The 14186-nt window shown below is 64.7% G+C and carries 16 protein-coding genes; all 16 read right to left on the reverse strand.

Going from position 1 to position 14186, the window contains the following annotated elements:
• Positions 1–123: 123 nt before the first annotated feature.
• From FHS92_RS07545 to FHS92_RS07620, 16 genes are read right to left on the reverse strand one after another with little or no spacing between them, the layout of a single operon-like run.
• Positions 124–1269: an EscU/YscU/HrcU family type III secretion system export apparatus switch protein gene (locus FHS92_RS07545; protein WP_184079197.1), complete on the reverse strand. Its 1146-nt coding sequence runs from the start codon at positions 1267–1269 to the stop codon at positions 124–126.
• 3 nt (positions 1270–1272) lie between these two features.
• On the reverse strand, positions 1273–2055 hold the full coding sequence (fliR, locus tag FHS92_RS07550; RefSeq protein ID WP_184079199.1) for a flagellar biosynthetic protein FliR: 783 nt from the start codon (positions 2053–2055) through the stop codon (positions 1273–1275).
• Between the two features lie 17 nt (positions 2056–2072).
• Positions 2073–2348 (reverse strand): flagellar biosynthesis protein FliQ, encoded by a 276-nt coding sequence (fliQ, locus tag FHS92_RS07555; protein ID WP_184079201.1) that lies wholly within the window; start codon positions 2346–2348, stop codon positions 2073–2075.
• Between the two features lie 10 nt (positions 2349–2358).
• Positions 2359–3153, reverse strand: a complete 795-nt coding sequence (fliP, locus tag FHS92_RS07560; RefSeq protein ID WP_184079203.1) for a flagellar type III secretion system pore protein FliP — start codon at positions 3151–3153, stop codon at positions 2359–2361.
• Positions 3143–3403: a FliO/MopB family protein gene (locus tag FHS92_RS07565; RefSeq protein ID WP_184079205.1), complete on the reverse strand. Its 261-nt coding sequence runs from the start codon at positions 3401–3403 to the stop codon at positions 3143–3145. The genes fliP and FHS92_RS07565 overlap by 11 nt, the downstream gene beginning before the upstream one ends.
• The gene (gene fliN / locus FHS92_RS07570) at positions 3403–3729 is read right to left on the reverse strand and encodes a flagellar motor switch protein FliN (RefSeq protein ID WP_184079207.1); all 327 of its coding nucleotides are present in this window, start codon (positions 3727–3729) and stop codon (positions 3403–3405) included. Before fliN ends, FHS92_RS07565 begins: the two co-directional genes overlap by 1 nt.
• Before the next feature lie 10 nt (positions 3730–3739).
• Positions 3740–4609, reverse strand: a complete 870-nt coding sequence (locus FHS92_RS07575; RefSeq protein ID WP_184079209.1) for a flagellar motor switch protein FliM — start codon at positions 4607–4609, stop codon at positions 3740–3742.
• A gap of 54 nt (positions 4610–4663) precedes the next feature.
• A complete protein-coding gene (locus tag FHS92_RS07580) occupies positions 4664–5308 on the reverse strand; it encodes a flagellar basal body-associated FliL family protein (RefSeq protein WP_184079211.1) in 645 nt (214 codons plus the stop codon).
• Between the two features lie 30 nt (positions 5309–5338).
• Positions 5339–7027 carry a hypothetical protein gene (locus tag FHS92_RS07585; protein WP_184079213.1) on the reverse strand — a complete coding sequence of 563 codons (1689 nt, stop codon included), beginning with the start codon at positions 7025–7027 and terminating at the stop codon, positions 5339–5341.
• Positions 7024–7452 carry a hypothetical protein gene (locus FHS92_RS07590; RefSeq protein ID WP_184079215.1) on the reverse strand — a complete coding sequence of 143 codons (429 nt, stop codon included), beginning with the start codon at positions 7450–7452 and terminating at the stop codon, positions 7024–7026. The genes FHS92_RS07585 and FHS92_RS07590 overlap by 4 nt, the downstream gene beginning before the upstream one ends.
• Entirely contained in the window at positions 7449–8777 is a 1329-nt protein-coding gene (locus FHS92_RS07595) for a FliI/YscN family ATPase (protein ID WP_184079218.1), read from the reverse strand. The genes FHS92_RS07590 and FHS92_RS07595 overlap by 4 nt, the downstream gene beginning before the upstream one ends.
• Complete coding sequence (locus FHS92_RS07600) at positions 8774–9409, reverse strand: FliH/SctL family protein (RefSeq protein WP_221230964.1); 636 nt, start codon at positions 9407–9409, stop codon at positions 8774–8776. Before FHS92_RS07600 ends, FHS92_RS07595 begins: the two co-directional genes overlap by 4 nt.
• Complete coding sequence (gene fliG / locus FHS92_RS07605) at positions 9402–10424, reverse strand: flagellar motor switch protein FliG (RefSeq protein ID WP_184079220.1); 1023 nt, start codon at positions 10422–10424, stop codon at positions 9402–9404. Before fliG ends, FHS92_RS07600 begins: the two co-directional genes overlap by 8 nt.
• A gap of 1 nt (position 10425) precedes the next feature.
• Positions 10426–12216: a flagellar basal-body MS-ring/collar protein FliF gene (fliF, locus tag FHS92_RS07610; protein ID WP_184079222.1), complete on the reverse strand. Its 1791-nt coding sequence runs from the start codon at positions 12214–12216 to the stop codon at positions 10426–10428.
• A 6-nt stretch (positions 12217–12222) separates the two neighbouring features.
• The gene (gene fliE / locus FHS92_RS07615) at positions 12223–12579 is read right to left on the reverse strand and encodes a flagellar hook-basal body complex protein FliE (protein ID WP_184080235.1); all 357 of its coding nucleotides are present in this window, start codon (positions 12577–12579) and stop codon (positions 12223–12225) included.
• 25 nt (positions 12580–12604) lie between these two features.
• Positions 12605–13873: a sigma 54-interacting transcriptional regulator gene (locus FHS92_RS07620; RefSeq protein ID WP_184079224.1), complete on the reverse strand. Its 1269-nt coding sequence runs from the start codon at positions 13871–13873 to the stop codon at positions 12605–12607.
• Positions 13874–14186 lie beyond the last annotated feature (313 nt).

Here is a 14186-nt window from a genome sequence, read left to right on the forward strand (position 1 = left end):
TATTTTCACGATAGCAGAGATATGAGATTTGTCTGCAACGTTGTCGTGTCCCGAACAGCAACTTGGGGACGGAAACTCGCGGATAGCAGACATAAGGAGCGCAGTGGAATTTGGCCGCGCCGATTAAGCGCCCTCGACCTTGCCATCTGCGTTGAACCGCATTTCCGGCGGCAGCTCGATATGCGGGCGGTCCATCTCGCTCGCCATGCGGTTTTCGACGCGGAACAGGAAGGCCAGCACGGTCGCGACCGCCATATACAGCGCCTCGTTGACCACCTGTCCGTTACGTGATGTGAAGTAGACCGCGCGCGCCAGTTCCGGATATTGCAGCACCGGCACCTGGTTCTGGTCGGCCAGCTCGCGGATCGCGGCGGCGATCGCGTCGCAGCCCCGCGCCACCACCACCGGCGCCATGTCGCGGCCCGGCTGATAGCGCAGCGCGACGGCAAAATGGGTCGGGTTGGTCAGCACGACGGTCGCTTCCGCTACAGCCTTGCGCGCGCTGCCCTGCAACGTCTCATATTGCCGACGCCGCATCTGTCCCTTGACCTCGGGCGAGCCTTCGCTTTCCTTGTGCTCGTCCTTGATGTCCTGCTTGCTCATGCCGAGGCGCTTGGCGCGCTGGAAAAGCTGCGCGGGCACGTCGACACCAGCGATCAGCAGCAACGCGCCGCCCATCACGAGGCAGGCGAGCACGAACAGGCTGCCCAGCTCAGCGGTCGCGGTCTCCAGTCCGCGCGTGCCCATGACGGTGATTTCGGTGAGGCGGCTCCAGACCAGCCACACCCCGATCGCGCCCATCAGCGCCACCTTGGCCAGGGATTTGCCCAGCTCGATGAGCCCCTGCATCCCGAACATCCGCTTGAGGCCATTGGCGGGATTGATCTTCGACGCCTTGGGCATGAAGGCGTTCGAACGGAACCCCAGGGAGCCGAGCAGCGCGGGGGCGGCGATTGCCGCCACCACCGTCGCCAGCATCAGCCCCCCGACGGGCAGGAGCAACCCGGAGGCAAGGCCTGCGCCGCGCAGCGCCGGATCAAATTCCACCACGTCACGCTGATCGAACCGCAGGCCTTCCACCAGCATGGTGCGCAAGGCGTCAACCAGCATCGGTCCGGCAATCGCCAGCCATACCGCGCCCGCCATCACAACCAGACCCGTGCCCAGCTCACGCGACTGGAGGATATCGCCTTCCTTGGCGGCATCGGCCAGCTTCTTGGCTGTTGGCTTCTCGGTCTTTTCACCACCGCCGTTGCTCTGCTGCGCCATCGTCTAGTGCCCTTCCGCGATCAGCTGGACATGGTCCAGCCCCTGACGCAGCGCATCGGCGATGCCCTGCCCCATGACCGGCGCGGTCAGCGCGAGCAGCAGCAGCCCGGCGAACAGCGCGACCGGAATGCCTACGGAAAAGAGATTGAGCGCAGGTGCCGACCGGGCCAGCATCCCCATCACAAGCTGGATGAGGATCAGCGCGAAGCCGACCGGCAGCGCGATCGTCAGCCCCGCGCCCAGCAGCGCTCCGCCGAACAGCACGAGATTGTAGATCGCGTCGTTGGACAGCATCGCCCCGCCGGGCGGCAGCGCGGTATAGCTCTGGATGATATAGCGGATGAGCAGCAGATGCCCGTCCATGCCGAGCAGCAGAAAGGTCGACATAATGGACAAGAACTGTCCCACGACCTGCGTGGACTGTCCCGATTGCGGATCGACCATCGACGCGAAGCCCAGGCCCATCGCGTTGCCGATGGTTTCGCCCGCGACGAAGGTCGCCGAATAGGCGATCTGCAATGCGAACCCCATGGCGAGGCCAGCGAGCACTTCACCCGCCACCAGCGCGATCCCCGCGATGCTCGCCACGCCGTCAGGCGGCAGGGTAAACGTAACGCTGTTCATCGCGCCCATGCCCACGGCCAGCGACAGGATCAGCCGCAACTGGATCGGCACGGCGCGTGCACCGAAGATCGGCGCAGCGAGGAGAGCCGCGCCCGGGCGGATCATCGCCACGAGCCAGATCCACAGCTGCGCCTCGATGCCGTTGAAGCCGGGTGCAAACATCGCGCCGCCGCCCGCCGCTAGTTGCCGAGCATCTGGGGAATGCGGTCGAAAATCTCACGCGTGAAGTCGGCGATCAGCAGCATGATCGATCCGCCGAACAGCGCCAGCATTCCCGCCACGACGATCAGCTTGGGGACGAAGCTCAATGTCTGTTCGTTGATCGAGGTCGCTGCCTGAATCATGCCGAGTACCAGCCCCGCGATCAGCGCCGGCACCAGGATCGGTGTTGCGGCGAGCGCGGTAATCCACAAAGCCTGCTGCGCGATGCCGAGGAAGAAATCGGAGTTTTCCATATCCGGCCGCCTAGGTCGCGAAGGAGCCGGCGAGTGACCCCATGGTCAACGCCCAGCCGTCCACCATCACGAACAGCAACAGCTTGAACGGCATCGAGATGATCGTCGGGGACAGCATCATCATGCCCAGCGACATCAGCGTCGATGCCACCACAAGATCGATGATAAGGAACGGCAGGAAGATCATGAAGCCGATCTGGAACGCGGTCTTCAATTCGCTCGTCACGAAGGCGGGCAGCAGAATGGTGAAGGGAACGTCGTCCGGCGTGCGGAAGGCAGGCGCTTCGGCCAGTCCCGCAAACATCTTGAGATCGCTCTCGCGCGTCTGCTTCGCCATGAAGCTATGGAAGCTCTTGGCTGAGCGGCCGATCGCCTCCTCGATGGTGATCTGTCCGGCACCATATGGGGTAAAGGCCTGCGTGTTGATCTGGTCGATCGTCGGACGCATCACGAACAGGGAGAGGAACAGCGCCAGACCCACCAGCACCTGATTGGGCGGGGTCTGTTGCAATCCCAGCGCCTGCCGCAGCAGCGACAGCACGATGATGATGCGCGTGAAACTGGTCATCATCAGCACCAGCGACGGCAGCACCGTCAGCAGGCTCATGAGAATCAGGATCTGAAGGCTGAGCGACATCGGCGCGCCGTTGCCGGACACATCGCCCAGCGCGCGGGTCAATGCGCCGCCGGTATCGACCGGGGCGGGTGGTGTCGGCGGCACGACCGCTTGCGCAAAGGCCGGGTGGGCCAGCGCCAGCGTCGCGACCACGCCCAGTCCGGTTAGCAGGACGAACTTAGCGCGCACGCTGGTCCCCCTCGGCAATCTTGTCGATCCGTCCGCGCGTCACCGAGACGAGCAGGCGCTTGCCATCGAATTCCACCACGGCGAGCTTGCCGAACGTGCCCATCGGCAGCATCTCGACGACCTTCAATGCGCGATCGTTCTGCGCACCGATCATGCCGGGCTGATATTTCCGCCACATCCACAAGGCGCCATAAGCCATCGCGCCGACCATCGGCAGCAGCACGATCAGCTTGACGAAATACCACAGCATCAGGCGCGCCTCTCCAAGCCCGCCATGCGGGCTTCGGCGTTCGCGACCTCGACCACGCGGATGCCATAGCGCCCGTTGACCGTGACGACTTCACCGCGGGCGATGAGTGCGCCGTTAACCATGATATCGAGCAGGTCGTCGGCCTGCCGGTCAAGTTCCACCACGCTGCCTTCGGCCAGATCCATGATCTCCTGCAGGCGCAGGCTGGTCGATCCCACTTCCACCGTCAGGCGGACCGGAATGTTCGACAGCAACTGATATTGCGGGCTGTTGGTCAGACGGTTGACCGTGCTTTCCATTTTGGGTGCTTCTGTCATGTCGCTCATGTGTCTGGTCCTAACTCATTTTCTCGATCATGAAGGCCGCGTGGCCGTTCTGCTCACCGATCGTGCCTTGGGCGATGACCCGGTCGCCGACGATCAGCGGCAGATAACGGGCAATATTGACGGGGATGACATCGCCGGGCTTGAGGCTCAGCAATTCGGTAAGGGTCAGGTTGGGGCGCGCCAGCACCGATTTCGCGGGCAGGCGGATCGCGCCCATCTGCTGCGCGATGCGCGACTGCCACAGCGGGTCGCTCTTGCGCACGTCCTCGGCGGTATTGCCCGCCAGCAGCGGTTCCAGCTGGCGCAGCGCAACCAGCGGAATCAGCAGTTCGATCGTCCAGTTTTCGTTGCGTCCGGCATCGATGGTGAAACCCTGCATCAGCAACTGGTCGGTCGCGTCGGCGAAGGTCAGCGCCTGGGGATCATGCTCGCGGCCGATCAGGTGCGCTTCCAGGGGCAGTATATCGCCCCACAAACGGGCCAGCGCCTGCATGATCGCATCGGACAGGCGACCGATGACGCGGTTCTCGCTGGGCGTGAATTCGATGCGCGCGGCACCCGGCCGGTTGCCCGACCCGCCATAAAAGCGTTCGACGATGCCCGATATCATGGCGGGATCGACGCGTAGCAGCATCGCGCCTTTCAGCGGATGCAGGCGATAGGTGCTGAGCGCGGAAAAATTCGGCGCCATCGCCGCCCACAGGTCGTAATTGACCGTTTCGGCGGGCTGCACCACGATCTCGGGTTTGGTGCCCAGCATCGATTCCAGGATAGGGCGCACATGGCGCACGAGGCGCTCCCCCAGCCTGTCCACTCCGGACAGGTTGACGGGCACCTGCTGTTCGGATCGGCCGAACTGATAACTTTGTACATTGTCCATAAACCGGTCAGTCCCCAGCCCAAGGCCAGGGGACGTACCCGGCTTTGGACGTCCCTACTGAATAACGAAATTGGTAAAATAAACGTTATCAACCCCGCTGTAGCCCGTCTTTTCCCGCAGAACTCGGTTAATTATTTTTACAAGTTGCTTCTGAAGGGCTTCCTTGCCTTCCGGCGTGGAAAGCACCAGCTGCTGCTCCTGCGCGAGCATCATCAGGATTTCGGACCGGATGGGAAGGTCGTGCGCCTTCACCGCATCGATCACGCGGCCGTCATAATAGGTCGAGACGGCGATCGAGACCTGCACGAACGCATCGGTGTCAGCAAGGTTCGACGTGAACGGATTGGGCAACTGGAAATAGGTTGCCTGATAGTCCTCCGCGCGCTTGGGCCGGGGCAGATCGATGCCGCCCGCGGGCAGGCGGAAGCTGTGCCCGGCGGGCACGGCTTTCTCCGCACTCGCGCCTTCGCCCGCCTTCGTCGTGAACTCCTCGGCAATGGCGACCGGATCTTCGCCTTTCAGCACCAGGCGGGGCTTGTTAGGGTCTTCCTCGATTTTCTTGATTTCATGCGTGAACGCGCCAGCGGCATACAGACCACCGGCCGCACCCGCGCCGCACATCACGAGCACAATCATGATGATGAGAATGAGCTTGCTCTTCCCGCCCTTCTTTTTGGTTGGTTCGGCTTCTTCACTCATCCGACATGATCCCCATCATCCGTGCCATACTTAGGCGTAGCGTGCCTGCGGTCCGTTCATCTGGTCAGCGCGCGCGGAAACGTCCCCCCGGGCACTGTCACTAGAAACGGCACGAACCGGCGCGGATTTAGGCTGTGCGCCGTTGCCGCCGCCATTTTGTCCGAACGCGGCTTCCGCATTCTGGCGCGCGGACTGGCCATTGCCCTGCCCGGCGTTCTGCTGGGTCGCCGATTGCCCGCCGGTTTGGCTGCCACCGTTGCTGCCCTGCCCCTGCGATCCGTTGCCCAGATTGCCGCCCTGCGGTTCGCCAATGTGTGCGACACGGTCGATCCGGACCTCGCCGATACGGACAGCGGCGAGCTGCGCGTCCTGCACCAGCCGCCCGCGATCGGCATTGAGCGCCGCTTCCGCTGCCGCGTTGTCGACGGTCAGATGGATGTCCGTGCCGGACGTCCCGGGCGTCAGCTCGACCCGCATCTGGCCCAGCGTAATGCTGGCAAGCTGAAAACTGCCATGTCCATTGGATGTGCTGACACTAGCGATTTCGCGCGCGATGTCATCGATCCACTGGCCGCTGGTGCCTATGGCGATCGACTGCTGGCTGAGAGCGGAGCCGATGTCGCCCACGCCGGGCGTACCGGTCAGCGCGGCATTGACGATAATGTCGGACCGCAGACCGAACGGCGCAGCGCTCTCGGACGGGGCACGCACGGATTGCGGGGCGGATCGTCCGGACTCATCTCTGTCCTTCGGTTGATCGCCGTCACGGGTGTCGGATTTTGCAGGCATTGCCGTGGTCGTTGCCGCAGCCGGTGCCGACGCGGGGGCCGTTGCTGCGTCAGCGGTCGCAGCCGCTTTGCCCGTTGCCTTCTGTGCCGCGTTCGCCTGCGTCGCCGCGGCATTCGGGGCGATCGTGACGTCCCCGGCATCGGTCGTTTCCTTCGTCTCGACGGAAACGGCTTTGCCGGGCGTTTTGGCTACGGCGTCGAGAGCGACACTGGTGGCGGGGGCGTTGGCCGCGAGCCGAAGCAGCGCCGTCGCCTCACCGGGCGCGACAGGCGTGTCGGATGCTTTAACGGCGACCTGGCGATCCGGTTCGGGTGCGTCCGGGCGCACGGTTGCCGGATTGGCGCCATCAGCTGTCTTGCTATCGCTGCGCACATCGCGCCCTTGATGACCGATGGCCTGTCCGGGCGCAGCCATGGCCTGCGCGGGCAACGCGCCCTTGTTTTCCGGCTTGGCCGTGCCGGACGCTCCGGTTTCGGAAGAGGGTTCTACGGGTTGCACGCCTGCGGGTGCCGGAGCCTGGGCGGCGGCAACCTTTCCGGTCTTTCCACTCACGACCGCAAGATCCGGCGCTTTGTCCGATGCAGGGACTTCGCGGACAGGCGCGTCTGCAACGGCCGCGACTGCCGCGTTGGCATCCACGCTTTCGCTCTTTCGAATCTTCTTCTCCGGCTCGGCTTTTGCCGCCGCCTTCTTGTCCTTGGGTGCTTTCGCGACGCCAGCCGCCTCGGCTTCCGGGGCTGGCGCGACGGCTTCCGCCCCGGCTGTGGGGGCAGGCTTGGGCGCCTTGGCGTCCGCTGCCGCATCCGGCTGGACCGGCGCCTCTTTCAGCATTGCGGCGAAATCGGCGCCGCTCTTCTGTTCCCCCTTCACCGATGCCGCCCCACTCGGCGTAGGCGTCTGCACGGTCGTCAGGCTGTCGATGACACTCATGACTGGTCCCCCTTCATCTGCATGGTCCGATAGCGCGGCAGGGCGGCAAGCCGCGCCTCGCGCTGTTCTTCGACAACGGCCTTCGCGCGCTCCTTGAGGCGCTCGGCAATTTCCTTGTCGCGATTGGTTTCGATACGGACGCCGTGCGCCTCCTCGACGCGGCGCTGCGCATCGTAGAGCGCGCCATCAAGCTGCCGCCCTGCGCGCTCCAGCCGATCCGCCAGTTCGCGGTAAGCCGCAAAGCTCGCCCCGGTCGACACCGGCGGCGCGAGGAACAGTTCGCCCCGCACGCGCCGCAGACGCTCCGCGTTGTGGGCAATGGCTTTGGCTTCCTCCTGAACACGCACGCTCTCCGCGACGGCAAGCGCATGCTGCGCGCCGCGGACCCGGGCGATACGCTGGCGGCGGGCGACAAGCTTGCTCATGTGCCAAACTCCGCGACAAGCGCCGCAACGCTGCTACCGAGGCTGATCTGACTGCGCGCGTCCTGCCGCAGGAAATCGAGCACTTCCTGCCGCCGCGCCACAGCCTCATCGATCATCGGGTCGTTGCCGGGGCGATAGGCGCCCATCAGGATGAGATCGCGGTTCTCTTCATAGGCCGCCCACAGCGCGCGATAGGTCGCGGCGGTGCGCAGATGCTCGTCATCGACGATGTCGGCCATCACGCGCGACAAGGATTTGCCGATGTCGATGGCCGGAAAGATCGATTGTTCGGACAGGTGCCGAGACAGGATGATATGCCCGTCAACGATGGCGCGTGCCGCATCGACAATCGGATCGTCGGTGTCGTCGCCGTCCGCAAGTACCGTATAGAGCGCGGTGATCGATCCTCCCGAGCGCAAATCCACCCCCGCCCGCTCGACCAGACGCGGGATCAGCGACAGCGCGGAGGGCGGATAGCCCTTCATCGCCGGTGGTTCGCCCAGCGCCAGTCCGATCTCGCGCTGTGCATGGGCGCACCGCGTCAGGCTGTCGATCAGCAGCAGCACCTTCTTGCCGCGTGCCCGGAAATATTCAGCGATCGCCGTCGCCCGCGCCGCCGCACGCAGGCGCAGCACCGGGGGATGGTCGGCGGGAACGGCGACGACGATGCTTTTGCGCATCATCCCGCCTGCCAGCTTGGTTTCGATGAAATCGGTGACTTCGCGCCCGCGCTCGCCGATCAGGCCGGCGACAACAATGTCCGCCTCTGCACCCGCGATCATCTGTCCCATCAGGACGGATTTACCCACGCCGGACCCCGCGACGATGGCGATGCGCTGGCCGCGTCCGGCGGTCAGCAGCGCGTTGACCGCGCGCACGCCCAGATCGAACGGCTCGGTCACCCGGCCCCGGTCGAGCACGTTGCCGCGCACACCGTTGATCGGCCAGCTTCCCTGCGCGAGGATCGGTCCCTTGCGGTCTAGCGGCTGGCCCATCGCGTCGATGACCCGGCCGATCAGCCCTTCGCCGACCTGCACCATATTGGCGGCGCTGTCCGGTTCGACCCGCGCACCGCTTTCCAGCGGCGAGTCCACGTCAAGCGGTACGAGAATGGCATGATTGCCGCGAAAGCCGATGACCTCGGCCCGCGCGAAGCTGCCGTCCGACGCCGCGACGCGTGCGCCGGTGCCGATCGGGCGGTTGAAACCGGTGACTTCGAGCATCCCGCCATCATGGCTGACAAGGCGGCCGACATGACGCGGCACATCGTGCAGGGCGACATGATCGAAGAGGTTCCGGGCCTGCGTCAGGGTGGCGGAGATCATGGCCGCCCCTCCATATCGTCCAGCATCGCGCGCAGGCGGGAAAGCTGCATATCCGGCCCGTCCTCGATCCAGCCGTCAGCGGTGTCGAGACGGATGCACCCGCGCGACAGGCTGGCATCGTGAACCAGCGGCACGCCGAGCGTGAACCCTTCGATCAGCGGCGCATCATCGGGATGGATGGCAAGGCTGTTGCGCGCCTGGCTCTCGTCAATGAACGCCGCCACGCTCTCGCAGCGCTGGCGCAGCAGATCCGCGTCGACCGGTACATTGCCGACGATCTGGCTGACGAGCCGCATTACCGCGGCAGACAGCAGAGACGACAGTTCGCCATTGCTTGCCGGGGCAAGCTGTTCGAGCGCATGAACCAGCCGCTCGCGCGCATCGGCGTCCGCCGACAGGCTCTCGCTTGCCACCCGCACGCCCTCGTCGAACCCTTGTGCAAAGCCATCGGCCCGCGCCTGCTCGACCGGATCGGCACGCGCCGTTTCCTCCCGCGTGGCGGGGCGATAGCCCCCCGCATCGACCGCGCCGACGAAGCGGGCGCGAAACCCGGAGGCGGCCGGAGCATGAGCGAGCGAGCCGACCGTGACGGTCTGAAATTCCACGTTGTCGCCGGAAAGAAGGTTAGACAAAATCGTCGCCCTTTCCGCCCAGCATGATCGTGCCCTGCTCGGCCAGACGGCGCGCCTGCGCCACCACCTGCTTCTGCGCGTCGACCACTTCGGCGAGGCGCATCGGGCCTCGTTCTTCCATTTCGTCGACGATCGACTGCGCCGCGCGTTGCGACATGCAACCGAGCATCTTCGCCTTGAGCATTTCGTTCGCACCCTTGAGCGCCACGATGAGCAGTTCATTGTCGACGCCCCGCAGCAGCGCACCGAGGTTCTTCTCGTCGAGGTCGATGAGGTTGTCGAAGATGAACATCTCCTCCTCGATCGTCTGCGCGATAATCTTGTCCCGCTTCGTCAGCGCCTTGATGATGCGCTGCTCCATGTCCTTGCGGACGTTGTTCATGATCGCTGCTGCCTCGCTGGTGCCGCCGCGCTGCGACGTGGTGCCCTTCGTGGCGGTCGGCGACGAGGTCGAGAGCATCACCTCCAGCTCATCGAGCGCCTCGTTCGACACGGGGCCGAGCGTCGCCACGCGGTAGATCACGTCTTCCTGATATTCATTGGGGATCAGCCCCAGCACATCGGCGGCCACCGCCGGTTCCAGATGCGCGAGCACGATCGCCATGACCTGCGGATGTTCCTGCTGGATGATCCCGGCGATTTCCTTCGCCTCCATCCATTTAAGCATCTGCAGTTTGTTCGAGCGCGTTGGCGGGGTGATCCGCGCGAGCATGTTGTCGGCGCGTTCCGGCCCCAGCGCCTTGTGCATTGCGCCGCGGATGTGGCGGGTGGCGCCATAGCCGATGGTCGTGCGACGCTTTGCCTTCGACACGAACTGGTCGAGCGCCTGATTGACTTCCTCGATCGCCACGTCGGCGACGTCGTACATCGCGTAGCCGAGCTGGCGCACTTCGTCCGGTTCGAGGCGCGAGAGGATCTGCGCGGCCTCGTCCTCGTCGAACAGCATCAACAGGACAGCGGCCGCCGCGCTGCCGTGCAGCGGATTGGCGCTATCGGATTCCATCAGCTCGTCCATGTCAGGCGGCTTCCTTCGACTTGCTGTTTTCCTTCAGCAGATCGCGCACCACCAGGGCGGCACGGTCAGGGTCCTGCTTGACGAAGTTGCGGATGAGGTCAGCGCGCTGCGCGTAATCGGGCGTCGAGCTGATCATGTCGAGCGTCACCGTCTGGCCGGGATTGGCCATCGCCGTGCGGGCGAGTTCGGCGGACATTTCTCGGCCCAGACGCTGCCGCTTGGCGGCCAATTCAGCGGCAGATGCGGCGGATGAAGCGCCCGACGCGCCACCCTCAGCCCGCCTTTTGAGCAACGGACGACCGATGCCGAAGATCAGGATCGCGACGACGGCCAGTGCTGAGAGATTGCGTCCCACGCTCGACAGCCAGGCGGCTTCATACCATGGGGCGGCGGCCGCGTCCTCGACCTTGACGAAGCTGCGCGAGGACAGGGCGACAGTGTCGCCACGGGTCTGATCATAACCGACCGCGCCCTTCACCAGCGCTTCAAGCGCGGCGATTTCCTGCGGCGTACGTGGCTTGCCTCCGGGGCCGTTGTCGAGCGCCACCGCAACCGACACGCGCTTCACGGTGCCGACGGCATCGCGGGTCACGGAGATTTCACGGCCCAGCTCGAAACTGCGGTTGAAGCTTTCCTGCGTGCGCAGCGGAGCGAGCGCAGGCAAGCCCTGACCATTGGAGGCGGTGCCACCAGCAAGTTGCTGGCCCGGAGCGGGTGCGGCATTGGGATTGGTCGCGCTGCTGGTCGGCGGAGCCGGGGCCTGGTTGGACAGCGCGCCGGGGATGCCACCGGGTTCGTTGACGCCGGGGCCGCCATTTGGGTTGCCCGCCTGCCAGCTGCCCTGTTCGACGCGCAGCCGTGCTTCATCCTGCGGATAGGTTTCACGTGTGGCCTGCCGCTCGGCGAAATTCACCTCGGCATGGACTTCGGCGGAGAATTTGTCGGAGCCCAGGATCGGCGTCAGAAGAGCGACAACCGACTGGCGATAGCGTTCCTCGATCCGGGCCTGTACGGAAAGTTGACGATCGGCCTCGCCCTGCGCGCCATCCGGATTAGACAGCAGCCGCCCGTTCTGGTCGACGACCGAAATCGCTTCGGGGCTGAGATCGGAGACCGATGAGGCAACCAGATGGACGATCGCCTGCACCTGCGCATCGGACAAGGAGCGGCCCGGAGCGAGGCGCAGCATGACCGAAGCACCCGGCTTGCTGCGTTCGCGCAGGAAAATGCTGGGCGGTTCGATGGCGAGATGAACGCGCGCGGATTCAACCGCATCGATCGCCTCGATCGTGCGGGCCATGTCCATTTCCCGTGCGGAGCGGAGCTTTTCACCCTCCACCGCGCGGCTGGCGCCCATGGGCAGGCTGTCGATCATGCTGTTGCCGTCGGGCGCACTCTTGGGCAGCCCCTGCGACGCCAGCGTCATCTTCGCCTTGAAATAATCGTTTTCGCCGACCGTGATCGATCCCGTATCGCGATCGAACGCGTAAGGGACGCCGCTTTTTTCCAGCGCCTCGACCACCGCCGCCTTTTCGGCGTCCGGCAAACCACGAAACAGATCCCGTTGCGGATCAGTGCGCAGCGTCATCCACATAAGGGCGGCTGCGCCCACGACGCCGAGCAGGCCGAGCATCGGCAGGCTGCGCGCTATCGCAGGCTGGCCGAGTGCTTCGGCCAGACGATATTTGATCATCTCGAACCCGCTCGGGCGCGACGCTGTCTGCCCCGCCACGGCGGGAAGTGCAGCCGCGCTGCCAGTGGAACTGAAATCGTTCATGTTCGCCTCATTCATCGCTCATCACACCGGCATGCTCATGATGTCCTTGTATGCGGACAACAGCTTGTTGCGGACTTGCAGGGTTGCCTCGAACCCGATCGAGGCCTTTTGTTTCGCCAGCATCACGGCGGCGATATCGGTCGTTTCGCCGCGCTCGAATGCGGTCGCGGCGGCGCTGCTGTCGTTCTGAAGCTGGTTGACCTTCTCCAGCGCGCCTTTCAGCGCCTGTGTAAAATCGCCCGGTCGCGCACCACCGGGGCCGCTGACGCTGGGTGCTTCGGCACCGCTCGGCGTTGATGTGACATCGCGCAACGCCACATTCTTTTGCAGGATGGCGTTGCGAAGAGCCATCACGCTGTCGGGGGAAATGCCATTCACGGCCATGCTGCCCTCCTACTTCTGCTTACGCGACTGCCATCTCGCGCAACTCGGCAAGCCGGTAGCGCAAGGTGCGTTCGGAAATGCCGAGCTTGCGCGCGGCGAGGGCGCGGTGGCCGTCGGTCTCACGCAGGGCATGGCGGATCGCGTCGAGCTTGGACGCTTTCGCGATATCCTGAAGCCGGATCGGAGCCGACCGGTTGGCCGGGGCGGGAGCCGGTGCCGGAACGGGCGCGGTAACAGCGGCAATCGACAGGTCGTCCGCTTCAATCCGCTCGCCTTCCCGCAACACGATCGCGCGGTGCAGGACATTACCCAGCTCGCGTGCATTGCCCGGCCAGCGATGCGCGACCAGCCGGTCGAGCGCGCTTTTGGTCGGCCACGGGAACGCACCCATCGCCGGAGCCTTTTCGTGCAGGCCAATAAGCATCGCCGCGCTGATCGCCAGCACGTCACCCTTGCGGGTCGCGAGAGGATTAAGCGCCAGCGGCATGACGTTCAGCCGCCAGTAGAGGTCGGAGCGGAACCGCCCCCCATCACATTCGGCGGCCAGGTCGCGGTTGCATGCGGCGATCACGCGGACATTGACAGGCACCGGGTGGGTCGCGCCGACGGGAAGCACTTCACCTTCCTGCAAGGCACGCAGCAGCTTTGCCTGCAGGTTCAGGGGCAGCTCGGCAATCTCGTCGAGGAACAGGGTTCCGCCGTCCGCCGCGAGGAACAGGCCGTCCGAAGCGTTGGCCGCACCGGTAAAGCTGCCCTTCTTGTGACCGAACAGCATCGCTTCCATCATCGTTTCGGGCAGCGCGGCGCAGTTGACCGCGATAAAATCCTTTCCCGCCCGGCCGGACCGCGCGTGGAGGAACCGCGCCATGCCTTCCTTGCCGGTACCGGTGTCTCCCTGGATAAGGACGGTGGCGTCGCTCGCTGCGATCCGGCCCGCTAGCAACATCAACCGCGCGCTGCTCTCGTCACCAACGGCGGGCAAACCCGACGGCCGCAGCAGTTCGGCGATCAGCGCACAGGCGAAGTCGATATCCGCCGCGCCGAAGCCGACCCGCGCGGGCAGGCCGCTGGCGGCGCGTTCAAAACAGGGGGCGCCGTCACGATAGTCGACAAGAATGTCGCGATAGGTCGCGTGGGCGATCTCGCTTGCCAGCAGCACATGGACGCTGCCCCGATCCCGTGGCGCATCGGCCGCGACCGGGGCGATATCCAGGAACGCACGCTCCAGCCATTGTTGCAGCATTGGAACGCGGGCGCACAGCCCGTCGCTCATGCCAAAAGTCGACATATTTGGTCCCCAGTCCCATTCGCAGAGCCGGTGCCCCCGCACCAACCCAGCCTTTCGATGGGGATAAAATGCGCGTGAACGCTTAGGATATGGTTAATATCGCGTACCCCGGCAGAAAAACCGGCAATTTTTTTCCGCCTTGATGAAATCGGTTTAAGTCTTTGATTTCTTAGGGATTTCGTCGGTTAATATGGCGAAAATTCGACGTCACTCCTGCCGCAGGCTTCTTATAACGCACGCGCACGCCCCCGCGCGAGGAAGAAAAAAATCGTTCCGGCGCTTAAGGTTCCGGATGATCCGCCGTTCTCCTGCT

The sequence above is a fragment of the Sphingobium subterraneum genome (assembly GCF_014199435.1).
Lineage (GTDB): Bacteria > Pseudomonadota > Alphaproteobacteria > Sphingomonadales > Sphingomonadaceae > Sphingobium > Sphingobium subterraneum.